The sequence below is a fragment of the Methanolobus profundi genome, from assembly GCF_900114835.1.
GTDB lineage: Archaea > Halobacteriota > Methanosarcinia > Methanosarcinales > Methanosarcinaceae > Methanolobus > Methanolobus profundi.
In genome coordinates this window covers 938,435-963,809 of record NZ_FOUJ01000001.1, presented here as the reverse complement: position 1 = coordinate 963,809, position 25,375 = coordinate 938,435, and the positions used below count along the sequence as shown (strand labels likewise).

At 43.8% G+C, this 25,375-nt stretch carries 23 protein-coding genes; 10 read left to right on the top strand and 13 right to left on the bottom strand.

Annotated features, from left to right (window positions below; all coding sequences use genetic code 11):
• Nucleotides 1-88: 88 nt before the first annotated feature.
• Together BM008_RS04440 and BM008_RS04435 are read left to right on the top strand one after the other, a co-directional pair.
• Nucleotides 89-952 (top strand): HD domain-containing protein, encoded by an 864-nt coding sequence (locus tag BM008_RS04440; RefSeq protein ID WP_091933673.1) that lies wholly within the window; start codon nucleotides 89-91, stop codon nucleotides 950-952.
• Nucleotides 953-1,242: 290 nt separating this feature from the next.
• The gene (locus BM008_RS04435; protein WP_177187963.1) at nucleotides 1,243-1,770 is read left to right on the top strand and encodes a pyridoxamine 5'-phosphate oxidase family protein; all 528 of its coding nucleotides are present in this window, start codon (nucleotides 1,243-1,245) and stop codon (nucleotides 1,768-1,770) included.
• Between the two features lie 92 nt (nucleotides 1,771-1,862).
• Here the strand turns inward: BM008_RS04435 and BM008_RS15095 are convergent, their stop codons facing one another.
• From BM008_RS15095 to BM008_RS04390, 10 genes are all read right to left on the bottom strand, one after another.
• Nucleotides 1,863-2,018, bottom strand: a complete 156-nt coding sequence (locus BM008_RS15095) for a CRISPR-associated endonuclease Cas1 (protein ID WP_245747874.1) — start codon at nucleotides 2,016-2,018, stop codon at nucleotides 1,863-1,865.
• Between the two features lie 7 nt (nucleotides 2,019-2,025).
• The gene (locus tag BM008_RS04425; protein WP_245747873.1) at nucleotides 2,026-3,033 is read right to left on the bottom strand and encodes an alpha/beta fold hydrolase; all 1,008 of its coding nucleotides are present in this window, start codon (nucleotides 3,031-3,033) and stop codon (nucleotides 2,026-2,028) included.
• Between the two features lie 386 nt (nucleotides 3,034-3,419).
• Entirely contained in the window at nucleotides 3,420-4,202 is a 783-nt protein-coding gene (locus BM008_RS04420; protein WP_245747872.1) for a DUF5714 domain-containing protein, read from the bottom strand.
• 34 nt (nucleotides 4,203-4,236) lie between these two features.
• On the bottom strand, nucleotides 4,237-5,163 hold the full coding sequence (locus BM008_RS04415) for an SDR family NAD(P)-dependent oxidoreductase (protein ID WP_245747870.1): 927 nt from the start codon (nucleotides 5,161-5,163) through the stop codon (nucleotides 4,237-4,239).
• Nucleotides 5,130-6,539, bottom strand: a complete 1,410-nt coding sequence (locus tag BM008_RS04410; RefSeq protein WP_091933664.1) for an aldehyde dehydrogenase family protein — start codon at nucleotides 6,537-6,539, stop codon at nucleotides 5,130-5,132. Before BM008_RS04410 ends, BM008_RS04415 begins: the two co-directional genes overlap by 34 nt.
• 38 nt (nucleotides 6,540-6,577) lie before the next feature.
• The gene (locus tag BM008_RS04405) at nucleotides 6,578-7,441 is read right to left on the bottom strand and encodes a hypothetical protein (RefSeq protein ID WP_245747868.1); all 864 of its coding nucleotides are present in this window, start codon (nucleotides 7,439-7,441) and stop codon (nucleotides 6,578-6,580) included.
• A 249-nt stretch (nucleotides 7,442-7,690) separates the two neighbouring features.
• Complete coding sequence (gene mtbA / locus BM008_RS04400; protein WP_091933661.1) at nucleotides 7,691-8,710, bottom strand: methylcobamide:CoM methyltransferase MtbA; 1,020 nt, start codon at nucleotides 8,708-8,710, stop codon at nucleotides 7,691-7,693.
• Nucleotides 8,711-8,867: 157 nt separating this feature from the next.
• On the bottom strand, nucleotides 8,868-9,098 hold the full coding sequence (locus tag BM008_RS14710) for a hypothetical protein (protein ID WP_143072276.1): 231 nt from the start codon (nucleotides 9,096-9,098) through the stop codon (nucleotides 8,868-8,870).
• Nucleotides 9,061-9,726: a corrinoid protein gene (locus BM008_RS04395; protein WP_091933657.1), complete on the bottom strand. Its 666-nt coding sequence runs from the start codon at nucleotides 9,724-9,726 to the stop codon at nucleotides 9,061-9,063. The genes BM008_RS14710 and BM008_RS04395 overlap by 38 nt, the downstream gene beginning before the upstream one ends.
• Before the next feature lie 401 nt (nucleotides 9,727-10,127).
• The gene (locus BM008_RS04390) at nucleotides 10,128-12,296 is read right to left on the bottom strand and encodes an FAD-dependent oxidoreductase (RefSeq protein ID WP_091933654.1); all 2,169 of its coding nucleotides are present in this window, start codon (nucleotides 12,294-12,296) and stop codon (nucleotides 10,128-10,130) included.
• 311 nt (nucleotides 12,297-12,607) lie between these two features.
• On the opposite strand from BM008_RS04390, the gene BM008_RS04385 reads away from it, so the two are divergent.
• The 8 genes from BM008_RS04385 (at nucleotide 12,608) to BM008_RS04350 (ending at nucleotide 22,954) form a co-directional block, all read left to right on the top strand.
• Complete coding sequence (locus tag BM008_RS04385) at nucleotides 12,608-12,973, top strand: hypothetical protein (RefSeq protein ID WP_143072275.1); 366 nt, start codon at nucleotides 12,608-12,610, stop codon at nucleotides 12,971-12,973.
• 123 nt (nucleotides 12,974-13,096) lie between these two features.
• Complete coding sequence (locus tag BM008_RS04380) at nucleotides 13,097-13,879, top strand: helix-turn-helix transcriptional regulator (protein ID WP_091934235.1); 783 nt, start codon at nucleotides 13,097-13,099, stop codon at nucleotides 13,877-13,879.
• Nucleotides 13,880-14,590: 711 nt separating this feature from the next.
• A complete protein-coding gene (locus tag BM008_RS04375; RefSeq protein WP_091934231.1) occupies nucleotides 14,591-16,234 on the top strand; it encodes a methylamine methyltransferase corrinoid protein reductive activase in 1,644 nt (547 codons plus the stop codon).
• An 89-nt stretch (nucleotides 16,235-16,323) separates the two neighbouring features.
• Nucleotides 16,324-18,825 (top strand): GAF domain-containing protein, encoded by a 2,502-nt coding sequence (locus BM008_RS04370; RefSeq protein ID WP_091933647.1) that lies wholly within the window; start codon nucleotides 16,324-16,326, stop codon nucleotides 18,823-18,825.
• Nucleotides 18,826-18,884: 59 nt separating this feature from the next.
• Nucleotides 18,885-19,643, top strand: a complete 759-nt coding sequence (locus tag BM008_RS04365; RefSeq protein ID WP_091933644.1) for a formylglycine-generating enzyme family protein — start codon at nucleotides 18,885-18,887, stop codon at nucleotides 19,641-19,643.
• 169 nt (nucleotides 19,644-19,812) lie between these two features.
• Nucleotides 19,813-21,042 carry a COG1361 S-layer family protein gene (locus BM008_RS04360; RefSeq protein ID WP_091933642.1) on the top strand — a complete coding sequence of 410 codons (1,230 nt, stop codon included), beginning with the start codon at nucleotides 19,813-19,815 and terminating at the stop codon, nucleotides 21,040-21,042.
• An 11-nt stretch (nucleotides 21,043-21,053) separates the two neighbouring features.
• The gene (locus tag BM008_RS04355; RefSeq protein WP_091933639.1) at nucleotides 21,054-22,265 is read left to right on the top strand and encodes an ABC transporter permease; all 1,212 of its coding nucleotides are present in this window, start codon (nucleotides 21,054-21,056) and stop codon (nucleotides 22,263-22,265) included.
• Between the two features lie 2 nt (nucleotides 22,266-22,267).
• Nucleotides 22,268-22,954: an ABC transporter ATP-binding protein gene (locus BM008_RS04350; protein WP_091933637.1), complete on the top strand. Its 687-nt coding sequence runs from the start codon at nucleotides 22,268-22,270 to the stop codon at nucleotides 22,952-22,954.
• Nucleotides 22,955-23,006: 52 nt separating this feature from the next.
• Here the strand turns inward: BM008_RS04350 and BM008_RS04345 are convergent, their stop codons facing one another.
• The 3 genes from BM008_RS04345 to BM008_RS04335 form a co-directional block, all read right to left on the bottom strand.
• The gene (locus tag BM008_RS04345) at nucleotides 23,007-24,293 is read right to left on the bottom strand and encodes an MFS transporter (RefSeq protein ID WP_091933634.1); all 1,287 of its coding nucleotides are present in this window, start codon (nucleotides 24,291-24,293) and stop codon (nucleotides 23,007-23,009) included.
• On the bottom strand, nucleotides 24,263-24,736 hold the full coding sequence (locus BM008_RS04340; protein WP_091933631.1) for a MarR family winged helix-turn-helix transcriptional regulator: 474 nt from the start codon (nucleotides 24,734-24,736) through the stop codon (nucleotides 24,263-24,265). Before BM008_RS04340 ends, BM008_RS04345 begins: the two co-directional genes overlap by 31 nt.
• 190 nt (nucleotides 24,737-24,926) lie before the next feature.
• Nucleotides 24,927-25,247 carry a sugar-specific transcriptional regulator TrmB gene (locus BM008_RS04335; RefSeq protein WP_245747866.1) on the bottom strand — a complete coding sequence of 107 codons (321 nt, stop codon included), beginning with the start codon at nucleotides 25,245-25,247 and terminating at the stop codon, nucleotides 24,927-24,929.
• Nucleotides 25,248-25,375: the final 128 nt, after the last annotated feature.

Here is a 25,375-nt window from a genome sequence, read left to right as displayed (position 1 = left end):
GATGGGACACCATTAACTTTAAAGCATATGGATAAAGACCTGCCAATCAAGTATTAAGACCATCTATACCGATCAGGGAGTTATCATCATGAAAATACGCGAAATTATCAGTCAGTATTGCATCAATACTGAGAAAAAAGGGAATGGGATCACTATCTATACGCTCGATGTTCCTGAACCTCTAGAGACACCCGAAGTGTTCAGTTATTTGGATCAGCTTTCCGAGGAACCTTTAAGAAGGATCTGGGCAAGCGATGCTTACAGGATGATAATAACAGAGATAGATGGCAAATTAACTGTTTACGAACACGTGAGGATGGCAAACTACAGGATACAGTTGACCGACCTTCAGGAAAAGTATGAGGTGCAGAAGGAGGCAGATCTCACAGATCTTGCTGATGCGTTCGCGTTTGCCGTTGGTGCACACAGTTATGATCTGAGAAAGTCCGGTACTCTGTATATATCGCATCCAATGGACGTAGCGTCCACGCTTCTCAAAGAGAATGCATCTATTGAACTTGTTATGGCAGGATTGCTCCATGATGTTGTTGAAGATACCGATGTTGACATTGGAACAATAGCAGATAAATACGGCCAGCAGGTTGCTGACTATGTGAATGCTGTTACCGAACCTGAAGAGCTAAGGGAGCCTGCCACCGGTGACAAGGCACGTACCTGGAAGCAGCGAAAGGAACATACCATTATGGATATCAAGAGTGCTGACCGTGATGTCAAACTTCTCTCATGTGCGGACAAGCTTGCAAATATCAGGGATCTCATCAGTGAACTCAGGATGCAGGGAGAAGGCTTCTGGGACAATTTCAACGCAGCAAAGGAAGAACAGGAATGGTACTATCGCTCAATGCTGGAAGCTTTCGCCACGGGTCCGCAGAGCATAGAAGATACGCATGCTTACCGTGAGCTTAAGGTGTGTGTGGAAGAGCTTTTCTGAACTACAGATGAAAATGGCTGAGCAGACACCGTTATTGTATAACTATTAGAGAACCCTGTTCTTTATTTTCTTTTTATATCCACGTATCTCAATTGATCGAAAGAGATGCATTGCTAAGTTATTCAGTAATAATGTTCCATAAATGATATAGAATACAAAAAACAATATTATAATGTGCAATTATTTGCGCATAACTGATGTAAAAATGGGATGTAATAAAAGCGAAGGAAGCTGAAATGACCGAACAGGACACGGGAATTCCAAGGGTTCAAAACAAGGTCGATGGATCGATGCAGAAAAGAACCTTTTCGAATAGCATCGACGAGATGAATGACGAATTGTATGAGAAGATAATCGAGATAGTCTCATCCTGTAAGGATATGGCAATCTCCACCGTGCGGGAAGACGGATGGCCGCAGGTCAATACCGTCAGCTTCGTGAATATGGGGCCTGACATTTATTTTGAAACATCCAGGTACACTTCAAAGGCGAAGAACATTGCACATGACCCTCGTGTATCGATCGCTATCTGGCCTTTCTATGAGGATCTGCTGAATGGATGCGGTATCTCGCTGGCTGGATATGCCGAAGAGGTGAACGACGAAACGGTAGCCAGGGAGTTTCACCGTAGGTTGTTAGAGAAAATGCCAGAACTTGCAAAGATCACCTACGACGGCGGCGACAAGGTCTTCCCCGACCCCAATACCAACCTGTATCATATCCGTACCACCGTGATGTCAATTCTGGACTTTTCTAAGGGATTCGGACATACAGACCTCGTCCTCTTTGACGACAACGATAGTGCTAACAGGGAATGATAGATCAGCACATTCAAAAGGGTACTGGAGTATCACTGTTCATGAATGTGAATGAATATATGTCGTGTATATCCAGTTATTGAACTCCTCAGTCAACCTTCTTTGTTCCTGATGGTTTGAGCTGAGAGAATAACTCTCAGCCTGATGAATTCCTTGTTATCCATTTTATCCAACTCGATCAAGTCGATAATTGAGAGATCAACAAGGAATCTGAAAGGCTCTTGTATGTCATAGGCTAAATTATTCATACTTGGATTAAATATCTTGAGGTTCTGATACATAATTGGTGCTGTTAGAAGTGGATCCATTCAGAAAGTCTTTTACAAGCAGCCTTGTACTGTCCATTTGAGACAGCATTCCATGACCACCGGTATCATATAACACCAATTGTGATCGAGCTATTTTATTATGAGCATTTTCTGCATGTTTGTAACTTACCAGCACATCATCTTTGGCGTGGATAATTAACGTTGGTGAACTGACATTATCTGCAGGCACAGTATATGATCTAATCATTCTTTCATCGTTTATAGTGCCTTCATACCTTTGAGACATTGGATGCATTACATCAAGCATTTCCTGTGCTAGTTCTTTCTGCTCAGGATCGAATGTTTCATATACGTCGGTGGGAATTCCCATCAGTTCCAGAATTGTGGGCTGGAAAAATCTTGTAACAATCCAATATCCATAATCGGATTGCTGGATCGTGTGAATAATACCAACATAAAAGGGGTCTTTGTCATCTGGTGCCGGCCCCATGCTTACAGCAGATATCAATATCAATGCTGAGCATCTGTCGGGATAGTCATTGGCAAACTGAGTGGCTGAAGGCCCTCCTGCCGAAACACCAATAACAATTGCTCTGTCTACGTTTAAACTGTCCAGAAGAGGCTTATACGCTTCAGATTGCATCTTTACCGATGCATTATTCGGAATGCTTGATCGAAGATAGCCATATCGTGAGACTGAGATGAATTTATAATCGTCCCCGAAAAACACTTTACCCAACCAGAGACCCTGATCATAACCACCGCCTGCTCCATGTATCATTAAGACAGGTGTCCCTCCTCCTTTCACAGCATATTCAATATCTCCATACTCAGTTTGCAAAATATTACTGTCAGCGAGCAACTGCTTTTGTTTCTCCGTCATTGTATCGTTATAGTCAGGATAAGTCAGAGCAATTAGTATAAGAGTTATCAAAATTGAAAATGCCAATACAATTAGTAAAATATTCCGGACCCTGCTCTTAACTTCTTTCAAGAAGATCACTTTGACTTGTAGTTATTATACCCGAGCTACGACCATTTGATCATAGGAACTATCCCTATAATATCCCATAATTCAGGTATCTTATAATCTTTTCTATTTCCACACAAAAATAAAAACTCTTGAGGATTCTGATTATTTGTAAGAACGAAAGTTTCATATTTTCTCGATTCTTCAACAAACTATACAGTAGAAATTAAAAGTAAGAGTTCCGTTCTTCGAGCTTACCTACTTCCCAAAATAACATTGCTACTTCTATAGTTTGAACCAAAGGACTTTGATATCAACTTGAAATTTTACGCAATCTCATTTTACGATCATAAACAAAAGACCATATCACAAAAAATAAATAAAATCACCAGATAAAACAAAAACAGGTATCAGCCTTCGCTCCGATACCTGCAATCTGTGTCACATTCCCTGTTGTACTGTGTATAGTCGCAATTCACATGGAAGTCTGCTTTTTCGTACCAGCCGAGGTCGAACATATCGGAGAGGTACTTCATTCCTTCTTCAAGTGAGATGCGGGTCGACTTCTTGCAGCATCTGGCACCGCCTGCATCGGCTATGCATTTCAGGGTACAGGCAGTGGCCCAGTTGGCATGTGCTCTTTCCTCGGGTGTGAGGGGAGTGGCTTCCAGCAGCACGCACATGGCAATACCCACTCCTATTCCGGCAGCACATGCTCCATAAAGACCACAGTAGCCACCCGGGACCAGGCTGCCACGTCTCATTGCCTCAACGATCGGTCCCTTATCCGTATTACCTGTATAGTTCTGGTAGGCGGTAACAAGGACCGCAGGGATAAGAGCATGGTGTTCCGGTCCATGCATATGGATACTGGGGTGCTCCATGATCATCTCCGCAATGGTCAGCGGGTCTGCAATATCCGTAGTCCTGCAGATATTCTCAATGACGGCCATCGCATCTTCGGAATGACACCTGTTGCACACGTAATGCCCGTCATTGCACACGAAATACGTCCTCTCCTCAACTCCGCAGTAATGACAGGTCGCATTCACCGGCTCGCTCATATAATCTACCTCAGTACCACAAACAAGACAATCTGTCTTGCAGGTGTTCCTGGTGCCTGTACTTAAAACCTGGATCACAGGAATATTATCACTATTTTTTCCACAAACATCATTCTTTGTATTTTCCATACATCCTATCTCCATTTTTCTCACCTCGAACACATTATTGATCAGCTCCCTTTTCACAGGAGCAGATAAACGTCTCTCTGGAACGGATACCACCGTCCTCCCTCAATTCTGAACGTGACATCCTCATCAGCCAGCTCACAGGCAGACGGCAGGCAATGCGATGCAAAAGACCAAGACCTCTGCCCGGTATCACCACATCCCTCTCACATTCAAGCGCACGGTAGGTATCACGTGCAACAACACCGGCATTCACTGACATCCATGAACGAAACGTCTTGGTGTGGTCCATTCCTGCCACCGTCCTGAATCCCGTATCCTTCACAGCGGTCGGACAGACCGCCATCACTCTCACATCCAGTCCCTTCTCCTTCAGTTCGTAGTTCAGCGCCCTGCTGAAGTTCAGAACAAAGCTCTTGCTGGCACCATAAGTGGCAAAATACGGGTTTGGCTGGAAAGCCGATATCGATGACAGATTGATTATCCTGCCATCATTTCTTTCGACCATATCCTTCAGGTAGAGCCGTGTCATCCGGTAGAGCGTGATAACATGCAGTTGCAGCATGTCAAGTTCCTTATCCTCATCTTTCTCATTGACAGGACCGTATGTCCCAAAACCCGCACAGTTCACCAGCACATCGATACTGGCACATTGCTCACATGTATATGAATAGACCTTTTCCGCAGCATCCGGTTCTGTAAGGTCCTGTGCCAGCAGGTATACACTCATGTTCAGGTTGATACCCTGCAAAGTATCCCTGGCCTTCTTCAGCTCTTCCTTGTTTCTGTCAACCAATACAAGGTCGTAACCATCACGGGCAAAGAGCTTTGCAAGCTCCTGACCAATACCTCCTGCTCCTCCGGTAATAAGGACGGTCTTCCTGCACTTTTCAGTGACATGGTCATTCTGGATCTCCCTCTCTTTCATGGTCACATCCACCTGTACAATGATCTTACCATCCACAATACACGGTCGCTGTAGGGTGGATATATCATATCCAGCGACCCCCACTTACGATGGATAACACTCCGCTTGTTGGAGAACTCCATGAAGCAGTGAAAACCAAGTGACTTTCCCATGCCACTGTTACTTACTCCGCCAAAAGGAAGGTTCGGATTACTGTAACCGAGCATATAGTCATTGATAACAGTGCCACCAGCGGGATTTCCATCCATGAAATACTGGATGTTCTTCCTGTCATCACTGGCTATGTAGAGCATCAGGGGATCTGGATGTCTGCGGATGATATCCTTCACCTCAGACCTGTCATTATAGGTAATAACGGGGAGCAGAGGCCCGAATATCTCCTCCTGCATAATGCTCATATCCTCGGAGATATTATCAAGCAATGTAGGTGCGATGAACAGGTCATCTTCCTCAAAGTTACCCCCGGTAAGCAGGTGAGCACCCTTATCTATTGCATCCTGATAGAGAGAACCAAGTCTCTGAAAATGATGAGGGTTTATGATCCTGCAATAATCCGGTGAGTGTTCAGTACCGGTTCCGGCCCTGTTGTAGAGCTCTGTGATAGATGACCTGAACTCTTCTATGAACTCTTTTTTCTTAGAATCATGGATGATAACGTGGTCCGGTGTAACACATGTCTGACCACAGTTGATCGATTTAGCCCATGCCAGCCGTCTTGCAATACGTGGGATGTCAGCGGTCTCATCTATGATAGCAGGAGACTTCCCCCCAAGTTCCAGGGTCACACTGGTAAGATGCTCTGCAGCCTTTGCCATTATTATCTTTCCAACACGTGGACTGCCGGTGAAGAATATGTGGTCGAAAGGTAATTCCAGCAGCTTTGTTGCTACCGTTGCATCACCTTCAACAACGGCTACTTCGTTCCATCTGAACAGTTCAGTGATCATCTTCCTGATGTAAGCTGAAGTATGGGACGAGATCTCACTTGGTTTCAATATAACAGCATTACCTGCTGCTAATGCATAGACAAGAGGTACAAGGGAGAGGTTGAGGGGAAAGTTCCATGGAGAGATAATGAGAACTACTCCCTTTGGTTCATAGCGGATATAGGACCGTGTACCGAGCAATGGCAACGGAGTGGAGACCCGGTGATCACGGTCCCATTTTTGCAGATTCTTTTTGATATAGGATATCTGGGCCTGGATAACGCCCACTTCTGTTGCTATGACCTCAACCTCTGGTTTTCTCAGATCATTGTAAAGCGCCTCATAAAGATCCTGCAGGTTCTTCTCATCCCTGAGGTAACTATCGATGCGAAGTACACGCTCAAGTCTTTCTTTTGCATCAAGTGAACCCTTTCTGTGTACTTTTTCCTTCTGTGCGCCAAATATGGTTCTGATGTCAGGTTGCATCGTGTGTATCACTTCGTTCCTGTTGTTTTCTTTATATCTTATACCGAAATTGATCCAAGTAAGAGGAATATGTAGAAGGTCGTAAGGAATAAGCCTGCAATGACCTCTTTTCCGTTCTTTGATATCCTGCCCTTTGAAGCATCATTTATCGTAAGACAGACCCATAGCAGGAACACATAGCCTGCCATCAGGGATATCAGCGAGAATTCAGGGTGTGTCCACGTACCTATCATCTCTCCTGTAAGTTCTGTGAGAACAGTGAAGAAAGCCACAAAATAGGCAAGTCTTATTCCTTCAAATGTCCTGAAGAGCATGAGTGCAAGTGTGAACTTTGCCAGTATGCTGAGAGGTTTCAGTGCCAGATCGAAAACCATGTGATCAATAGCTATCAATAAAGCAAGGCTGACAGGTATGAATATATTCGTGAACCGGAACCATCTTCTTTCTGAATACGTTCTCTCGAAGATCTCCCACAGGTTATAGGATGACCAGAATATCGTTCCGTAACCCGGGATGAGCCAGATCGGGGATCCGCCTATGAATCCTCCAAGATATGTGAAATATCCATAGCTGACACCAAGAAGTTCATGCACATAACCGAAGACAGCTGCTATAACAAGGAATATCCTGCCCTTCTGGTCGGTGTTCTTCCAGAAAAGGACCCAGATCAGTGAAAGCACTATCGTAGGCAGGATCTCGTCAACGGTAGCCCTGTAATATATGAGGACACCGAATATCGTTGAGAGCATAAAGATGAAGAAATATTGTGGATCATTGAGAAGTATCCTGCTCTTTTCCTCAAGTGATGTCTTCATATATTGAAGTGGCATAGGATCTTGAAGTTCCTGTGTATCTAAGAATACCTTTAATTGAGATGACATATCGATCACTACATTTTTCATATATTGTGGAGAGAGGATCGGAGTTAGAACTCCTGTTCTTATCTGATGTTTCAGTTCCCTAAAAAAATAAAAAGCCAGTGTTGATAAGGCACTGGCCAGGGAAGTGCGGAGGTAGATCTCCGGATAGAACCCGATGCGCTTGATATTCAGGTCCCATCATATCAAATTGATAATCTCTCCTGGTGGAAGGTCATTGAACATGAAAGAGACAACTGGGAGACATTATCTTTGATCTTGATCTTTGAATTTCTAATACCTGTGGTTTTTGGCCATTTCGACCATAGCCTGCAGGTTTGCATTTGGTGTTTTGCTCACGATACCACAGCCTGGTCCCAGAAGCCCGACCCCTGCTTCCAGTATGCCCTTTGATACCTCTTTGATATCTTCCGGGGACTGCTTCCACAGGGCACTTACCGGGTCAAGGTTGCCGACGATAACTGCTTTGTCAACCTTGCTGAGAGCAGTAGCAACATCTACATTCTGGTCAACACTTATGGCGTCAACTCCTGAAGATTCCATAAGTCCCAGACTTGGTGTTGTATCTCCACAGATATGCAGTACGGTGGCAACGTTCAGTTCACGCATTGCATCTACTATTCTTTTGTGTGCAGGTACCACGAATTTCTGGTAGAACTCGTCACCGATAAGCATTGCACTTGCAGTTGGGTCTATTATGACCATTGTATCTGCTCCGTTCTCGACCATCTTCTTTGCATATTCTATGTTGAACTCGGTAGTAAGTTCCATAAGAGCAAAACCGAAATCCTCATCGGTCATGATAGCCATGAACCAGTCATCACCATTCATGTGCTGTGCAAGGGAGAAAGGACCGAGCATACTACCCATGATAGGCAGTTCTTCACCGTATTTCTCTGCAAGTATCTTGATGGCATCACATACAACGCCGATCCTGCCTTCACTGATGTCATAATCCTTGAGCTTCTCGACATCTTCGATAGACTTTACTACGTGACCTACAACAGATGGCTGTTGTTCCTTGGTACCGTCCTTTATCTTGCATCCGAAGAACTCGGCTTCTGCTGTGATGTCAAAGGGAACACGCACGGCTTCAAGACCAATGACAGTATGTCCTGCTTCTGCAAGTGTTGCCATCTTCTGTGCATCTTCATTAGCTTCCGGCCAAAATGCACCACAGGCTTCCATCTGTTCCACAGTTCCTGTCTGTGTAACAGAGATAGCTGGCATCCTGTCAACTGCTTCTCCTCTTAATGCACGTGACAGTCTCTCTTTTGGTGTGTATTCTTCCATTGAAGTGAACTCCTGTAATCTTTATAATTATGAAATAAGACCCGTATCACGGATCAGGGAACAAATTTTGTTTTTAATTCTCTGTGAAATGGATATAGGATGAACAGGACCAACTGACATGTCCATTCCTCCTTAGTTAGCTGTCAGGGTCCCGTCATCATACTACAGTACCGGCACGGACCTGTTCGAATGTGCGTATTAACTGCCGGGTGAGTCTTTGATAGTCGGCAGTTCTTCCTGATGGTTGGTTGTTGCTTTGTGTGGCCTGTCTGATCTGTGAACCAGGGCATGGGCATGGATCAGATAAGGCCGAACATGTTGTCTGTGCCTTTTCTGTAGTCGTTTGATCTTTAGCTCCACCTTTCAGGTGAAAGTGCTGCTGCTGCATCCTGTGCCCATCTTGCAGCTTCCATGGCATCGGTCTTGGTCGCATCTGCACCGATCTCGTCTGCAAAGTCTGCAGTTATAGGTGCACCACCGATGATCACCTTCAGGTTGTTCCTGATGCCTCTGCTCTCAAGACTGTCCATGACCCTCTGCATGTTATCCATTGTTGATGTCATGAGTGTGCTCATAGATACGACGTCTGCCTTGTGCTCGACAGCAGCTTCTGCGAACTGTTCGACAGGTACATCCTTACCAAGGTCTATAGCCTCGAAACCAACAGCACTCATCATGGTTTTTACGAGGTTCTTTCCAATATCGTGTACATCTCCTTCCACACTGCCGATGACAAGGACCTTTCTTGCTCCTTCACCTTCGGTCTTGATGTGTGGTACGAGTACGTCCATACCTCCGTACATTGCGTTGGAAGCCATCAGGAGATGTGGCATGAATGCCTGCTTTTGCTCATATCTCTCGCTCATGATCTCCATGCCCTTTGCAAGACCATTTATCACTGCTATGTAAGGATCAATACCTTCTGCCAGTGCCTTTTCTGCTAATTCGATTGCCTGATCCTTCTTTCCATTGACCACTGAATCGGTCAGTCCGTTGATGATCTCATTTTCTTCCATAGAATACCTCCGATCTTTTTGTCAAGGTCCAGGAATGGGGGTATTTCAGTTCGCTGCATTCCTGAACATTGTTCTGTGAATTATGTATCAGGTCAACAGAACAGATCATGGATCTGTAATGGTTGACAATTTACCATTACCCATACGAATATATATAATAACTTAGAGTAATTAATCAACAAAATAATTATTATCAATACTATATTCTTAATTCAAAATGTGGATATTGCAGATCGGCTATTCAGGATCTATATGTTGTAGAAAAACCCCGGTATGCAAAAAAAGAACACCTTTGATATTATCAAAAGCATGAATATTATCAGTTGTTGAACGAAAGAGAAGTTTTTGTGATCTGATCACATTCACACGATCGCGTTCCTATTCTTGAATTCAGAGAATTATCAGATATTCCTGGCTATCTCATTAGCTCCGGTAACGGCTTCCCAGACCCTTCCGGTCCCACTTGCATCCCCCACTGAATAGATCTCTGGTGCAGCATCTCTTTTCAGCAGTTCATAGTAGAGTGCATCATCTGCCTTCCCACCGGTAGCAAAGATCACAAGATCGGTGTCGATGATGATATCTTCCACATCATCAGGGTCAAGTTCCTTTTCAAAGGGATCCTTTACATTTTCAGGGATCAATGGCTTCCAGGGTGTGTATGGGTCTTTTCTTCCCCTGTTAGCTTTAACATGGGCTTTGCCATCTGAGAATCGTACTATATTAGAGGAATTCAACACCCTTATTGCTCTTTCAAGGACATCCTCTTCCTTTCCAGATGGTGAACCTTTTCCCATCATCATCCAGAGCATCTGTGCCCGGTTGGCATGTGTGGTCTCCGGCATAAGTTCCTTATTCCTTCCTACCAGCGTTACATCTATTCCTTTTTCACAGGCAAGGGAATAAGCGATCTCACAACCGATCATCCCACCGCCTACTACCATTATATCTTTAACACCTGCCGAAAGCTTCATGTTCCGGTTCAGGAACTCCCGTGCCTCGATATGATCAACGTTATCGATCCCATTGATATCAGGTAATGATGTTCGCAGTCCGTTGCAGCAGATAATAACATCATATTGATCAGCGATGTCATGGTTCCTGATCTCCTTATTGAACTCCAGTTTCAGACCTTTCTTCTCCATAAGTCCTATCTGGTACTGCAGGTTATCGAGATACCTTCGGATATCATGTTTTATTGCCATCTTACCGGCAGTGAACAACTGACCGCCAATCCTGTCAGTTCTTTCGAAGAGAGTTACATCATGTCCTCTCTTGAATGCGGTCATAGCAGCTTCACAACCGGCAGGACCGGCACCAATGACAGCCACTTTCTTTATAGTATCTGATCTGACCAGTTTCTTTGTATCCTCAAAACCGGTGTAAGGGTTCACTGAACAGCAGGGATGGCCGCCTTTTTTGAACGATTCCATGCAGCCTTCATGGTCGCCTATACAATGGATGATCTCTTTTGTTCTGCCAGCTTTTACTTTAGCAGGCCAGTATGGATCGGCAAGCAGAGGTCTTCCAAGCATCACAAAGTCTGACCATTCTTTTTCAAGGACATTTTCAGCAGTTTCAGGTTTTCCAAGTTTACCTACAGCTATCACTTTTGTATCGATTCCTTCCTGTCTGAAGAACTCCTTTAGCTTGCCGGCCATTTCTTTGACGTATATAGCATCATCAAAATAGGAAGGAGGATGTGGCCAGAACCAGTTATCATAACATCCCTTATCGACATCGAATGCATCCACACCTGCTTCATGGAGAGCTTTACAGAACTGAAGTCCTTCTTCAATATCTCTTTCTTTTCCGTGGAAACGTTTCCTGAAAACCTCATTTCCATAACTTTCCTGTAACGCCTGTGTAAGATCTATTCTGTAGATCACAGGAAAATCCTCTCCGCAACGTTCCTTTATTTCCTTGACAACATCGATACCGAACTGGAACCTGTTCCTGTACCTGCCGAAGATCCTTCGGTTCCAGGGTGCAGATGTCAACTGGTCCATCAGGTATCCTTCATGTCCGTGCAGGTGGATACCATCGAACCCTGATACTTTCGCATTAGCTGCACTCTGTCCCATCATTTTGATGATCTTCTTTATCTTGCGATCAGAAAGTGGAAGATGAGGTACCTGGGGTATGTAGAAGTTCCTGTTCCATGAAGCAGATCTTAGTATCTTTCCTTTCAATGCAGGTTCAGGAGAACCTACTCTTCCAAGTCCGGGTGAAAGCTGAATGAATATCTTTGATCCATATGGTTTGACCGCTGCTGTGAGGTCTCTCCATCCGCTAAGTCTTGTTCTGGAAGAACCATCGATACGGGGAAAATATGTTGTGTTGTTCTCTTCGTAAAGGCAGGGGTCGATACCATAGGAAACAGGGACAAGGCCGGTTATCAATAGTCCTGCTCCACCCTTTGCTCTTTCTTTGAAGTACTCTGTCATCTTATCAAGAGGACGTCCGGTGGGGTCTGCCATATTGATATTACCAATAGGTGCCATGATGATCCTGTTCTTGAGATGGCATTTCCCAATATACGCAGGCTCGAACAATCTCTGAAATGCCATGGATCCTCACAAAATACCTGCTCTCATTTTTAACACACCATTTTTGATCGTTCCAGTTATAGAATAAGGGAATACTGGATAGTTTGCAAAATGCAGTTTGCCAGAAGGTATCTTTTTTCTGTTCAGATATCTTCCTCATTTTTTATATGTATAAAATATGGATAAAACAGATTATTATATCTGATCCAGTTGTTATGTTCAAGGCTTTGATTTTATCAAGACCATTGTTTTTTTGCTGACAACAGATTTCTTGAGCCTATTTGATTTTCCTGCATAATTCGTTATATATATACCTGAACTCAAAATCATGTATGGCAGTCAACAAGGTGAAAAAGATGTCAGATGAGAAAAGATTTATCGATGACCTGAAGCGTGATGAAAGATATTCTTTTGAGCTTCAAAGGAAGGGGGTCAACAAGAGTTTCTACGACGCGAACAGGATGCTACATTGTCCTGAGTGTGGTACTACCTTCAACCTATTCTACTCAAGGGCAAAACTATGTACAGGATGTCCAAGTCTGGTCAGGGGTTGTGAACTTGCCAGATGCACACATTGTCATACAGAGTTCCCACTGAACAATTTCATGTCAAAAAGATCATCCAGGATGACATCCAACTATATCGGATCTGTCATCAAGCGATATCATCACACATTTGGAGAAAGACCAGGTCAATAATAATGGGGGTCGCTGTGGTCCCCTTATCTCAGGTGAAAAAATGGCAGTATTTTACCAGTTACAGGTCAGTTGCGTTCGGTCGGACCAGGTGACCCTATCAAAGGAAGGGCAGGTGAGCTAACCATGAAAACAGAATTGATTAGTACAGTATTTCTGTCAGAGAAGAGGAAGAACACTCTTATCATGTTGATGGAAAAACCGGCAAGTATCGATGAGATAAAGAGTTCTATCAATGGTACCACCAGTGCGATCATGGCTCAGATAAAGATACTTCTTGAGCAGGGACTGATCGAACAGGAGAATGATGAGTACAGATTGACCCATGTAGGGCAGATAATTCTCAAGAAGATAAAACCATTAATAGAGGCTCTGAACGTTGTGGAAGGGAACAAGGATTTCTGGGCAAGCAGGGATCTGGGTGCAGTACCTGATATGTTGCTTGACAGGATCGGGGATCTTGGTGATGTTATGATACATGAACCGGACCTGAACCATCTTTTCGAACCACCAAAGGAGTTGCTTACAAGTCTTAAACAGACAAAGAATGTATGCACGTTCTATTCGTACTTCTGTCCCACATGTCCTAACAACTATGCAGAACTGGCAAGAAAGGAAGTGAATTACAACCTTATCCTTACCAGGCCGGTATATGAAAGACTGAAGGAAGAGTACACCGAGCAGTATAATGCGATCATGGAATCCCAGAACTCACATCTGTTCGTTTGTGATGAGAATATTATAAAACCAGGTGCGATCTCGGTCACGGATAATCTTCTGTTGCTCTCGTTCTTCAACAAGAAGGGATTCTTCGATCATAAAAAGGTTATAAGTTTTGAAGATACTGCACGACAATGGGGTCAGGAGTTCTTTTTGCATTACAGAGGCCTTGCAGAACAGGTCAAATGATCCTTTTTCTTTCTTTACCAAGGTCTTTGAGCGAGGAATCATTCTTTTCAAGTGGAACCTGCACATCTCCTGATCCACACTTTTGATAATATCAATGGCTTAAATTCTTCTTATATCTCTGTTCTTTTGTATGCTTATATCTGGAATTTGCCTGTTCTCACGATCAATCATTTTGACCAGGTTTACGTTATTGATAATAATTGCATCATCGATCAATTACCAGAGGTTATTATATATCCTTTTACCAGATACTAGGAATTGTAAACCTGTCATGACGTGACAGGTGCACGTAGATGCAGGGACTATCGCACTGCAAGGGTCTATCCACTCTACTTCCAACATTAGAGATCAGCCTTCAAGATATGATTAGATACCATTTCTACACAACTGTGCGATATTCTACGTACCATCTACACATGTCGCAGGGTCTCTCCACACAATACAAGGCTCTGCGACCTTTTCTCTTTACAAATGGACGATCTATCTATCGTTTCAGTATAAAATAAATAGCATTGATATTATCGATCGCATTATTTTTTGATAAAGGCGTTGTTCTATCGATCATATCATTCACGTTTGAGCTGTTGATTATATCGCCAGCTCTTATTTTTTGCTCGAATTCGTTATTTATACTTATCTCACAGATTATTCGGCATATAACAGTGAATGGTCAGCAGCCTTTCAAAATTCACTATCAAAAGGAGGAATAATTTGTACGGAATTGCATTGGATCTGGGAACAAGCGGATTTCGGTTGCAGCTTTTGAACCTTAGTAAAAAGAGTGCTGTAAAAACAGTAATGACAATGAGGCATCCACTTCCCGGTGGGAACGTGATCGATCACCTGGGTTTTGCAATTCAGGTAGGACAGGATAGTGCGAACAAGATAATGACCCACACTATCCACAAGATGCTCGATGAATTACACATCCCTCTGGAGATGATCACAAAGATAGCTGTATGTGGAAATCCTATCCAGTTATCCCTTTTCCAGAATATCGAGATAAGGGATCTTGCCTATGCAGGTAAGAACATGCAGAGAAGGCTTGGTATCGAGGAAGTGAAAAGAGGTCTTAGGATCTATAAAGGCAGTGATATCTTTGGTATCGATTCAGGTCTGGACGAATGTGAGATCATAGTCCTTCCTTCCATCGAACATGAGATCGGTGCCGATGCTCTTGCAATGATGATAAAGACCGATTTCATCAGGCAGGAAGAGATCGCCATAGTCACTGATTACGGTACCAATGCTGAGATGGCATTGAAGGTCGGTGACCGTATCGTAACATGCAGTGCAGCAGCAGGTCCTTCGATCGAAGGTCAGGGTATCAAATGCGGAATGCTTGCCAGTCCGGGAGCTATTTCAGATGTGAATATTGAGGATGGCTTCTGGCGTATGACGGTTCTGGATGAGAATATGGAACCTGGAAAAGGTGACCTGATCGATCCGGAAACAGGTGTCATCGTTGAAAAGGGTGAGGTCTATGCAAGAGGTATCACAGGAACCGGTGTCATCTCAGCTATTTCTCTGGCTGTAAATACCGGCCTGATAAAGAAGTTACCTGAACTGCCAAAGGGCAGACTTGTACTTGGTGAGACCGTCCTTCTTACTGACGAGGACATAGCCGAGGCAGGAAAAGCTATCGGTGCCATAAGAGCAGCTCATCTTACATTGCTGATCGAGTCCGGGTTGAAGTATGAGGACCTGAAGTACATGTATATGTCTGGTGCATCAGGGACCTATGTCGATGCAGAGAAAGGAAGGAAGATAGGACTTGCTCCTGTGTTCTCCAAGAACATCGTACAGTTCGGAAATACGTCACTGGAACTCGCAAAGGACGTGGTTCTCGGGAACTTTGAACTGGATGAGATCGTGGAGCTTGCTGACAGGATAAAGGCAGATCACATAATGCTGGCTTCCAATGACACTTTCAAGAACATCTATGCATGTGAACTGGCCTACTGGACCGAAGGTATGCAGGCTGAGATGTATAATCATTTCCTTGAAGCATATGGAATGCCCGGATTGCCAGAGGTCACAGATATACCTTCGATCGAACAGAGGGTCAATAAGGATATCGATGACACTGGATATCAGGGTCTGAAGATCATAAAGGACCTGGATATGATCATTGAAGAGGAATCCAGTGGCTGCATGCAGTGTAAGATATGTGAACGTGAATGTCCCGAGCAGGCACTACATGTTGTCCCGAAGGACGGACATGTCTATGTGGATTATACCGCTCATCTGTGTCTTGGAATGAGCTGTAAGAGGTGTGTTGGTGTCTGTCCTGTAAAGGCGATAAGCTACAGGGAGATAAGATCATTCTCAACAGGGGACATGCCTGCAGTATGATCCCCATTTTTTATGGTATAGTTCTTCAGCATTGTATTTTCATTTGATCGAAGAGTAATTCAGGAATTAACATAATCTGTGGTAAAAACATGAGCTTACAACCAGATCTAGATATCAGCATGGAATCGGTGATAAACAATAGTCCAGTTATTGTGATATCAAGGAAAGTCGAAAAAGGTCTTCCGGTAAAGTATATTTCTAACAATGTAAGACAGTTCGGCTATGCACCTGAAGAACTCTATTCAGGTAAGGTAAAATTTGCTGACCTTATCCATCCTGATGACAGGAAAGCTGTAATGAAGGCTTTCAAGTACCTTAATAAACAGTTACCTGAGTTCATTCAGGAATACAGGATACTGAGCCGGTTCGATGAGGTGCGTTTTGTTGAGGACCGGGTTCGTATAAAGGTCTATGACAAGGACAATATCCACCTCGAAGGCACGATAACTGATATCACTGAGCGTAAGCACCATCAAATGATAGTCCATCAACAGAAGAACCATGGAAGGAAAGTGCTTACTGAGATCTCACTTGAGGATGTTCTGGGACTACTTGTCACCAATGCGGAAAGGATCCGCGAAGGGCTTACATGTGCCGTTATGCTACTGGATAAGCAGCATCAGCATATCTGTCGTGTCATTGCACCTAATCTTCCTTCATTTTATAAAGAAGCTCTAGAAGGGCTGGAGATAGGATACGGAGTTTGTTCGGGAGGTACTGCACTCTATATGGGAGAACGGGTGATAGTCGATAATATAGAGGTGCATCCATATTGGGCAAGACACAGGGAGCTTGCAAAGAAAGCAGGTCTTAAAGCCAGCTGGGCAGAGCTCATCACCGCCTCCACCGGTGAGATATTAGGTGTCTTCCTGATGTATTTCAATTTCCCGAACAAACCCAAGAAAACATGTTACGAGTACCTGAAAGCCAATGCTGATCTGGCAGCTATCGAGATCGAGCACAGGATCGCTAACGAGAGCTTCAGGGAAGCTGATCACAGGTTCAAGACGATCTTCAACAACATCAATGACCAGATCTATGTCAGTGAACTGAACGGTAATCTCATAGATGTTAACAAGGTGGTAGTAGATAGTCTTGGTTATTCAAAGGACTTTATTTTGAATTCATCCCCTATAGACATTGTTCCTTCATGGTATGTACAGCGTGCCTGTGAACTTATCAAGGTGATCGAAAGGGACCATAAGGTCATGTACGAGGCAGCAGCGATCTGTAAAAACGGTTCTGTTATCCCTCTGGAGATCAATGCAAGGATGATCAATTACAATGGTAAGAAGACGATCCTTTCCGTTGCACGTGATATAACTGAACGTAAGAAGGCCGAAAAGGCAAAGCATTTGAACGAATCCAGACTGGAAGCTCTTATCAGGCTCAATGAGATGACAGGTGATTCCCTTGATGAGATAGCTGAGTTCGTTAAGGAAGAGGCTGTAAGACTTACCGAGAGCAAGCTTGGTTATCTTGCATTCATGAATGCCGGTGAAACTGATCTTATCATGCATTCGTGGTCAAAGAATGCAATGGCAGAGTGTGGGATAAGTGACAGGCAGTTCATCTATCCTGTAGAATCCACAGGACTCTGGGGTGAGGCTGTAAAACAAAGAAAGGCTATCATAACTAACGATTATGCTGCTCCTGACCCAATGAAGAAAGGTTATCCTGAGGGACATGTCGAACTTATAAGACATATGAATGTCCCAATATTCGATGGTGATCATATCGTTGCTGTTGTGGGTGTCGGTAACAAGGAGGAGAACTATGATGAATCCGATGTTCGCCAGCTCACACTTCTCATGCAGGGTATGTGGAAACTTATCCAGAGGAAGCAGTTGATAGGTGCTCTGAGCAAGTACTCCGAAGAATTATCAAAAGCTAATACAAAGCTTCGATCGGTGAATATGATCAGGGAGGAGTTCCTCGAGGATAGTATGAGGAAAGGTCATGACCTTTTACATAGTTTCGATGCACTGGACGATGAAACTCTGAACCTGCTGGATGATTCCCAGAAGGAGGCTATCTCTGCATTACTGAACAACTCCGAGAGACTGAAACTGCTTATCGATGCGGTACTTTATAGTGACCTTCAGCAGTCAGGCAGGATCGAGTATTCCTTTGAACCGGTGAGTTTAGGCACTGTACTTTCTGATGTCCTGTTGAACCAGATCCTGCTTATCGATGAGAAAGAGCTTGCTCTTGAAAAGAATATACCCACAGGTCTGCCGCCTGTGAAAGGTGATAAGGATAAGCTGACAGAGATGTTCGTGTACCTGATCCATAATGCTATCAATCTCACGCCTAAAGGTAACAGCATAGGGATAGATGTCTATGAAGAGAACGGACACCTGCATGTGAGCATAAAGGATAATGGCGAGGGTATAGCACAGGACCTGATACCACGTCTGTTCTACAAGATGTATCAGGCGGATGATTCTATTGCCAGGATGTTCCAGGGATTTGAATCCAGTCTGTATATCTGCAAGGATACTGTGGCTGCCCATCAGGGAGATATCTGGATAGAGAGCGAGATCGGACAGGGAAGTTCGTTCCATGTAAAGATCCCTAAATGGAACTGATGTGTGCATAGTCCGTTTTCTCATCTTTTTTTATTGTCCGTATACAGGAAGTCAATGATATGGATCTGCAAACAGGCTATATCTCAGGAACAGCAAGGCGGGAGCATCCTGTCACTCTGGTCAATTCGATCGGGATGGAGTTCGTATCGATCCCTTCCGGCGAGTTTCAAATGGGTTCCGTGGTGCCTGAAAAGAACTGGTACAGAAACGAAGGTCCTGTTCATAAAGTGAATATTAAAAGGTCATTCTATCTTGGAAGATATCTGGTAACACAGGAACAATGGTCTGAGATAATGGAGAACGATCCCTCTAAGTTCAAAGGGTCCGGGAGACCTGTGGACAGGGTCTCATGGAGTGCTGGACAGGAGTTCATTGCGAGGTTGAACGAAAAAGAGGATACGGTCAGATACCGTCTGCCATCTGAAGCTGAATGGGAATATGCATGCAGGGCAGGCAGTATTACGAGATATTCTTTCGGTGATAGTGAAACTGAACTTGATCCATATTGTTATTATGGGAATCAGGATATCGGTTCTCATCCAGTTGGAGAGAAAAAACCCAATAATTGGGGATTGTATGATATGCACGGGAATCTCTGGGAATGGATGCAGGATGTCTATCATGACAGTTATGACAATGCTCCCCGGGATGGCAGTGCAAGAGAGGATCTTGATGGATCAAGGTCTATGAGGGTGCTGCGGGGAGGCAGCTGGCAGACACCTGCTGTGGGATGCCGATCTGCAAGTCGCTATTACCTGCCTTCGGTTGTAAGAAGGAACAGTAGTCGTGTTGGATTACGGCTTGTAAGGGATGTTTGACCTTCCTGGAGCAAGAATGGTATTTTTCCTTAGTTAGCACGATCTCCCCATAGACATCTTTCACCCGGTTCGATCTGCTGTTATGTCCAAAGTCTATATACATGATAATTTACACATTTTCTAATAATAACTTGTAATTTAGGAAGAATACAAGGGAGTTAAGTAGAGGATGGGTCGAAATACAAAAGCTATCTATTCATTTCTGGTTATCGTTGCAATCCTTATGGCAGGAGCAAGTATTGTTCAGGCAGAATCATCCGGGGATGAATGTTTAAGAGCAGTAGTGGAAGATATCAGTCCAAGTTCTGTTGGCAGGGATGAAGAGTTCACTGTGGGGATAAGCCTTGAGAATTGCGGGACCCAGGTGCCTGAAGATATCACATTCGAGATAATCAGTATTCCACCTGACATTATAGTTACAGAGGACCTTGCCACTGAAATTCCTCAGTTCGTCTATAAAGATAGCGAGAGGCAGTTGATATACCATATGAGAACGACCCAGGATGCTACTCCAGGTCCTCATATCATTAAACTGAAACTTACATACGGAAGTACGGATGCCAAAAGAACAGCGTACTATGAAGTTGAGATCATAGTTACAGGTGAGCACGCAGAACCAAGGATCGCTTCTGTCAGTACCGATCCGAAGTATATCTATGCCGGTGACACGGTTGATCTTGATCTTGAGATACAGAATTTCGGGGATTCAATAGCAAAGTCCGTAGAGGTCTATCTGGAACATGATTTTAAAGGGATCACAGGTTCCACTATAGGGGCACTTGCAGCAAATGACACTCAGACAGCATCGTTCAAGTTCAAGGCTAACATTTCAGGAACATTTCAAATACCAGTCATCATAGAATATGAGGATGATTACGGTGTTCAGAAGGATGAATATGATATTCAGATAACCGTTCTTGACAGAAAAGGAAGTCTGAACCTCGCATCTGTAAAGGTCGATCCTGTTCTTCCTTATGTGGATGATACTGTGGAACTTACCATGAGGGTCGAGAACTCCGGTGACAGGACCATCAATTCGATACGTGTCTATGCAGACCATCCATTCAAAGGACTGAAAGAATCCTTCATCGGAACTCTTGACCCTGATGAGGATGGACCTGCAGTTATCACTTTTATTGCAGACCAGAAAGGAGAGTTCGAGATCCCGGTGATCATCACTTATATCGATGATTTCGGGGAGGAGCAGATCGAGACGAAGGTCAATGTCATAGTTATGGAAAAGAGTGGCGGGGCAGGAACTATCATTGTTGTATTGCTGCTTCTGGCGGTCATTGGTGGACTGGCCTATAACAATTACAGGACTAAAAGGTCAAAGGATGAGATCATCAAGCAGCTAATGGAAGGCGGTAGCATCCCGGGTGAGGACACAGAAGAATAGAGGTGTCCGGTATGATAGATGATATCAGGGTTGGAGCACTCATTGCAGGCAGCAGCATAAAGAGAGGCAACAAAAAAACATTGGTATTCATTGTTTTTGTGCTTTCACTTATCTTTATGAACCTTGTTTTTCTCCCTTCGATGATAGGAGGGATGACGGTCCTGTTCACAGGTTTCATGCGTGATTATCCTTATGGGGACATTGTTATCGAACCTACAGGTGATAATACCTACATCAACAATGCCGATAATGTCCTGAAGAAGGTCCGTGCTGTGGAAGGTGTGAGGGCTGCAACCAAGAGGCTGGATGTGGGAGCATCTATCGAACATAAACAGAATGTTGTGGGAGCGACCATCACAGGTGTGATCCCTACGGAAGAATATGATATTTCACAATATCCGTACATTATCAAAGAAGGGGATTTTCTGGGTGATCTTTCCCGTGATGAGATCATCATCGGCTCTATTATCTCAGGTACAAGTACGACATTTGGTGAAATTTATGATGATCTGGGTGAAACCAGAACAGGATCACTTGTTGATGTAACATACAGCAATGGTGTGAAGCGGACCTATAAGGTCAAAGGCATCATGGAAGGTAATTTTGAACTTGTGGACCTGAATGCTATGGTCCATTACAAAGAGATAGAAGATGTATACGGCCTGGATAGCGGCAAGGCTACCAGTGTAGTGGTCAGGATAGATGAACAGGGTACTGAAGATGAAATGAAGGACAAGATAAGGGAAGCCGGGGTGAACGAAAAGATCTTCACATGGGCAGATAAATCAGAGACCCTTATCAGGCAGGCAATGCAAAGTCTGGGTGCTATAGACACTATGTCGAAATTCGTGGGTCTGATAGTCGGTGCAGCATTGATACTTATTATAATCTACATCAACATACTCAACAGGAAAAAGGAGATCGGCATCCTGAAAGCTGTGGGGATCACTCCAAGGTCGATAGTCCTGTCCTATGCATTCTTAAGTATGTTCTATGTTTCGATCGGGATCTTTGCAGGATTGATATTGTATCTCTCACTTATGCTCTATTTCCAGGCAAATCCGGTGGTATTCTATGAGACTATGGAAATAAGGCCGCAGATAGATGTAATGCTGCTTATCGAGAGCATAGCTACAATGCTCACTCTGTCGGTGATCGCCGGAACGCTGCCTGCATGGAGCGTATCAAAGGAAAGTATACTCAAAGCCATATGGGGACGCTGATAATGATCACTGTAAAGGACCTGAAAAGGTATTATGGTTCAGGGGATATGACAGTTAAAGCTCTTAATGGTGTTTCCTTTGAGATCAACAAAGGTGAGTTCGTAGCCATTATGGGAGCATCGGGATGTGGTAAAACAACCCTCCTGAGAATTCTGGCATTGCTTGATGATGCAACGGATGGGGAATACACCATCAGGGGTCTGAAGGTTTCCAGCCTGCCCGAGGCGGAAAGGAGCTATTACAGGTTAACACAGGTGGGTTATGTGTTCCAGGACTATGCACTTATCAATGAGATGACCGCTGCAGAGAATGTGTATATTCTTTCCATGATGGAAGGCAAGTCTAAGAAGGAATCCTATAAAGTTGCCCTTGAAGCACTTGACAAGGTTGGCCTGAAAGATAAACATGACAGGATCCCTGATGAGTTATCAGGTGGGGAAAAGCAAAGGGTGGCCATTGCAAGGGCCATTGCTAAAAAACCTGACATTATGTTTGCCGATGAGCCCTGTGCAAACCTTGATACCAGAAATTCAGAACAGGTACTGGAAGTGTTCAAGGACCTGAACGATAATTATGGCCAGACCATTGTAATGGTGACACATGAACCATGGCATGTGAAGTATGTTGACAGGGTGATCACATTCCAGGATGGTGTCCTGGTCAGTGATGAGTGGGTAGAAGAGCAGTAGTTTGCAAGATCCTGATGAGCAGGATCTTACATGTTCCTTATAATGATCTTTTCTATTCTTTTGATCCTATTCCCATAGGCTGTTCGATCACCATATGAGGTTGTTCGATAACTCCAGTGGCATTGACAATACCAAATATCAATCCAAGTCCGATCCCTGCAATTCCAAGGAATGCGTAGGCATCGTAGAGTGTTCCGGTTTTAAGGATCGGTTGGATTATCAGGGGACTTGCGAGCTGTCCGAGGAAAAGCACAGTAGTAAATCCTGAGAATATCTTTCCACGGGATTCCTCAGGTGCGATCCTTCCAAGCCAGCTAAGGTTCGTGGTGTTTATGATACCAAAAGCTATCCCTGTTATTATCAGCCCGGCTATAAGAGATGGCATATCAGGTGCAATGGAGAGGATGAATACGCCTGCTCCCATCATTATGAAGAAGAAGAGATTTGTCTTCATCTCTGTAACGAAACCTGAGACCTTTACTTGTGCCAGTGCTCCAACAGTACCGAAAAGTCCTGGAATTGATATCAAAGCACCAATTAGTAATGCTGATGTGATCCCTTTCTCGTCCAGTACGAATGGAAGTTTTGTTGGTACTGAAAAGAAAAGCACCATTAGTGTGAATGTGGCTACATAAATAAGAGCGATACTTTTGAGTTGTAGTTTCTTTTCTTTAAAATGCCTTTCAGCATTAATATTTTCAGCATGATGGTCATTTTTATTATTGCTTTTTGAACTACTAATCGAGATCATAGCTCCAGGGATTATCAGAAGTGAGATGAGGTATATGTAGAAAGGTGCATGCCAGCTGATATCTGCAAGAGCACCACCTGCAACTTCAAGGACCACAGCTCCAAAACCCATGCATGCAGATTGCAGTCCTATCTTTTTCTTAAGTTCAGCACCGGAATAGTTGTCTGCGAGCAGGGCTGTGGCACAGATCGTCATTCCTGCAATTCCAACTCCAAGTAATATTCTGAAAGCAAGTATTACGTAAAGTGAATTAAGAACAGCACCGGTGACTCCTACAACTGCAAATATGGCAAGGGAGACCATGAGCATGTTCTTCCTGCTGTATCTGTCAGCGAGGATGCCGATGAAGGGTGAACTGAGAATGATACCCAGTGCCGGTAGTGTGACTACCATGGATACCAGCAGACCTGCGTCAGGGATATCACCAAAGAATTCTAACATCTCCGGAAGTGCCGGTGCTACGGCTGCTGAACCCATGATGGTGAGCATGGATGCACTGAGGATGACTATGAGCTTTAAAGTCTCATTTTTTTGCTTTGAATTCTGTTTTTGATGTTCTAATGGTCTTTCAGTGGAAATTCCTTCCATTTTCTGTCACCTTTTTCGTAAGCATTTGCGTAGCTGTTCTGCGCTATCTTGCGGAGCAAGGACTTAGCCTGATCTTTCTCTTCTTCTGTAAGATCTCTTAAGACAGCTTCTTCCCATTCTCTGTCTATCTTCTCCACCTCAGGGATGAGCTCTTCACCTTTCTCGGTCAGGTAAACAAGCACAGCTCTGCGGTTGTTTTCATCCGGGATGCGTCTTACGATCCCATTTTTCTCAAGAATATTTACCGCTCTGGCAACTGTTCCTTTGTCAATGAGCAGTGAACCTGCCAGGAAATCCTGTGTAATACCCTGCTGATCAGCAAGTACCATGAGTACGTGAAACTGGCCTGATGAAAGTCCAAGTTCTTTCATCTGGTTATTGATCCTAACAAAATGACTCCGATAGGTCATTGAGATGTATGCCCCAAGGGGTATGTATTTCATTTATTTTCCTCTGCTGCTAGTTGTCGAAACAACTGTTGTCTTCACAACTTTTATGATTATTTAATACTTAACTGTATTGTTTAGTAAAAGTACTCTGAACCGGAATATGGGTGCTTAGCCCAAAATAAAAGAATAGCAAAGAGGAATGCGAACAACCTGACGTTAACAGCCTCTTTTTCTTTGGCAGGGATCAGTTATTGAAATTATCAAGTCTTTCCAATAACAGTTTTCCATTATCAGTGACTATATACTTTTTCCATGTTGTTTTTTCAGGATTAAGGCATGTAATGAATCCATGTTCTCTGAATTCCTTCAGAGCATGACTTATGTTCTGTACGGACCTGCTTGTTTCCTGGGCAATATAAGATGCCTTCAGTACAGAGTGCTTTTTCATGGATTCCAGCAGGATAATTCGTCGGTCAACGTCGAATACCCACGCGAACAGTTCAGCATCTGACATGCTGTTCAGATCGTTTCCATCTGATCTCAATGTTTCTCTCAATTGTGTCATAATGATCATCCGTTTTTCCAACTGTTGTCAAAGCAACAGTTGTTATGACAACAATAGTATATCTGATATTTAAATGTAACTGGTGTTGGAATAGTAGCTTGCAGTGTGCTGTTTTTAGCAAAATATAG

What these genes read in the sequence shown, in the direction of transcription:
- BM008_RS04440 (WP_091933673.1), top strand. Translation starts at nt 89, where the DNA reads ATGAAAATACGCGAAATTATCAGTCAGTATTGCATCAATACTGAGAAA.
- BM008_RS04435 (WP_177187963.1), top strand. Translation starts at nt 1,243, where the DNA reads ATGCAGAAAAGAACCTTTTCGAATAGCATCGACGAGATGAATGACGAA.
- BM008_RS15095 (WP_245747874.1), bottom strand. Translation starts at nt 2,018, where the DNA reads ATGAATAATTTAGCCTATGACATACAAGAGCCTTTCAGATTCCTTGTT.
- BM008_RS04420 (WP_245747872.1), bottom strand. Translation starts at nt 4,202, where the DNA reads ATGGAAAATACAAAGAATGATGTTTGTGGAAAAAATAGTGATAATATT.
- BM008_RS04410 (WP_091933664.1), bottom strand. Translation starts at nt 6,539, where the DNA reads ATGCAACCTGACATCAGAACCATATTTGGCGCACAGAAGGAAAAAGTA.
- BM008_RS04405 (WP_245747868.1), bottom strand. Translation starts at nt 7,441, where the DNA reads ATGAAAAATGTAGTGATCGATATGTCATCTCAATTAAAGGTATTCTTA.
- mtbA (WP_091933661.1), bottom strand. Translation starts at nt 8,710, where the DNA reads ATGGAAGAATACACACCAAAAGAGAGACTGTCACGTGCATTAAGAGGA.
- BM008_RS14710 (WP_143072276.1), bottom strand. Translation starts at nt 9,098, where the DNA reads ATGCAGCAGCAGCACTTTCACCTGAAAGGTGGAGCTAAAGATCAAACG.
- BM008_RS04395 (WP_091933657.1), bottom strand. Translation starts at nt 9,726, where the DNA reads ATGGAAGAAAATGAGATCATCAACGGACTGACCGATTCAGTGGTCAAT.
- BM008_RS04390 (WP_091933654.1), bottom strand. Translation starts at nt 12,296, where the DNA reads ATGGCATTTCAGAGATTGTTCGAGCCTGCGTATATTGGGAAATGCCAT.
- BM008_RS04385 (WP_143072275.1), top strand. Translation starts at nt 12,608, where the DNA reads ATGGCAGTCAACAAGGTGAAAAAGATGTCAGATGAGAAAAGATTTATC.
- BM008_RS04380 (WP_091934235.1), top strand. Translation starts at nt 13,097, where the DNA reads ATGAAAACAGAATTGATTAGTACAGTATTTCTGTCAGAGAAGAGGAAG.
- BM008_RS04370 (WP_091933647.1), top strand. Translation starts at nt 16,324, where the DNA reads ATGAGCTTACAACCAGATCTAGATATCAGCATGGAATCGGTGATAAAC.
- BM008_RS04365 (WP_091933644.1), top strand. Translation starts at nt 18,885, where the DNA reads ATGGATCTGCAAACAGGCTATATCTCAGGAACAGCAAGGCGGGAGCAT.
- BM008_RS04360 (WP_091933642.1), top strand. Translation starts at nt 19,813, where the DNA reads ATGGGTCGAAATACAAAAGCTATCTATTCATTTCTGGTTATCGTTGCA.
- BM008_RS04355 (WP_091933639.1), top strand. Translation starts at nt 21,054, where the DNA reads ATGATAGATGATATCAGGGTTGGAGCACTCATTGCAGGCAGCAGCATA.
- BM008_RS04350 (WP_091933637.1), top strand. Translation starts at nt 22,268, where the DNA reads ATGATCACTGTAAAGGACCTGAAAAGGTATTATGGTTCAGGGGATATG.
- BM008_RS04345 (WP_091933634.1), bottom strand. Translation starts at nt 24,293, where the DNA reads ATGGAAGGAATTTCCACTGAAAGACCATTAGAACATCAAAAACAGAAT.
- BM008_RS04340 (WP_091933631.1), bottom strand. Translation starts at nt 24,736, where the DNA reads ATGAAATACATACCCCTTGGGGCATACATCTCAATGACCTATCGGAGT.
- BM008_RS04335 (WP_245747866.1), bottom strand. Translation starts at nt 25,247, where the DNA reads ATGACACAATTGAGAGAAACATTGAGATCAGATGGAAACGATCTGAAC.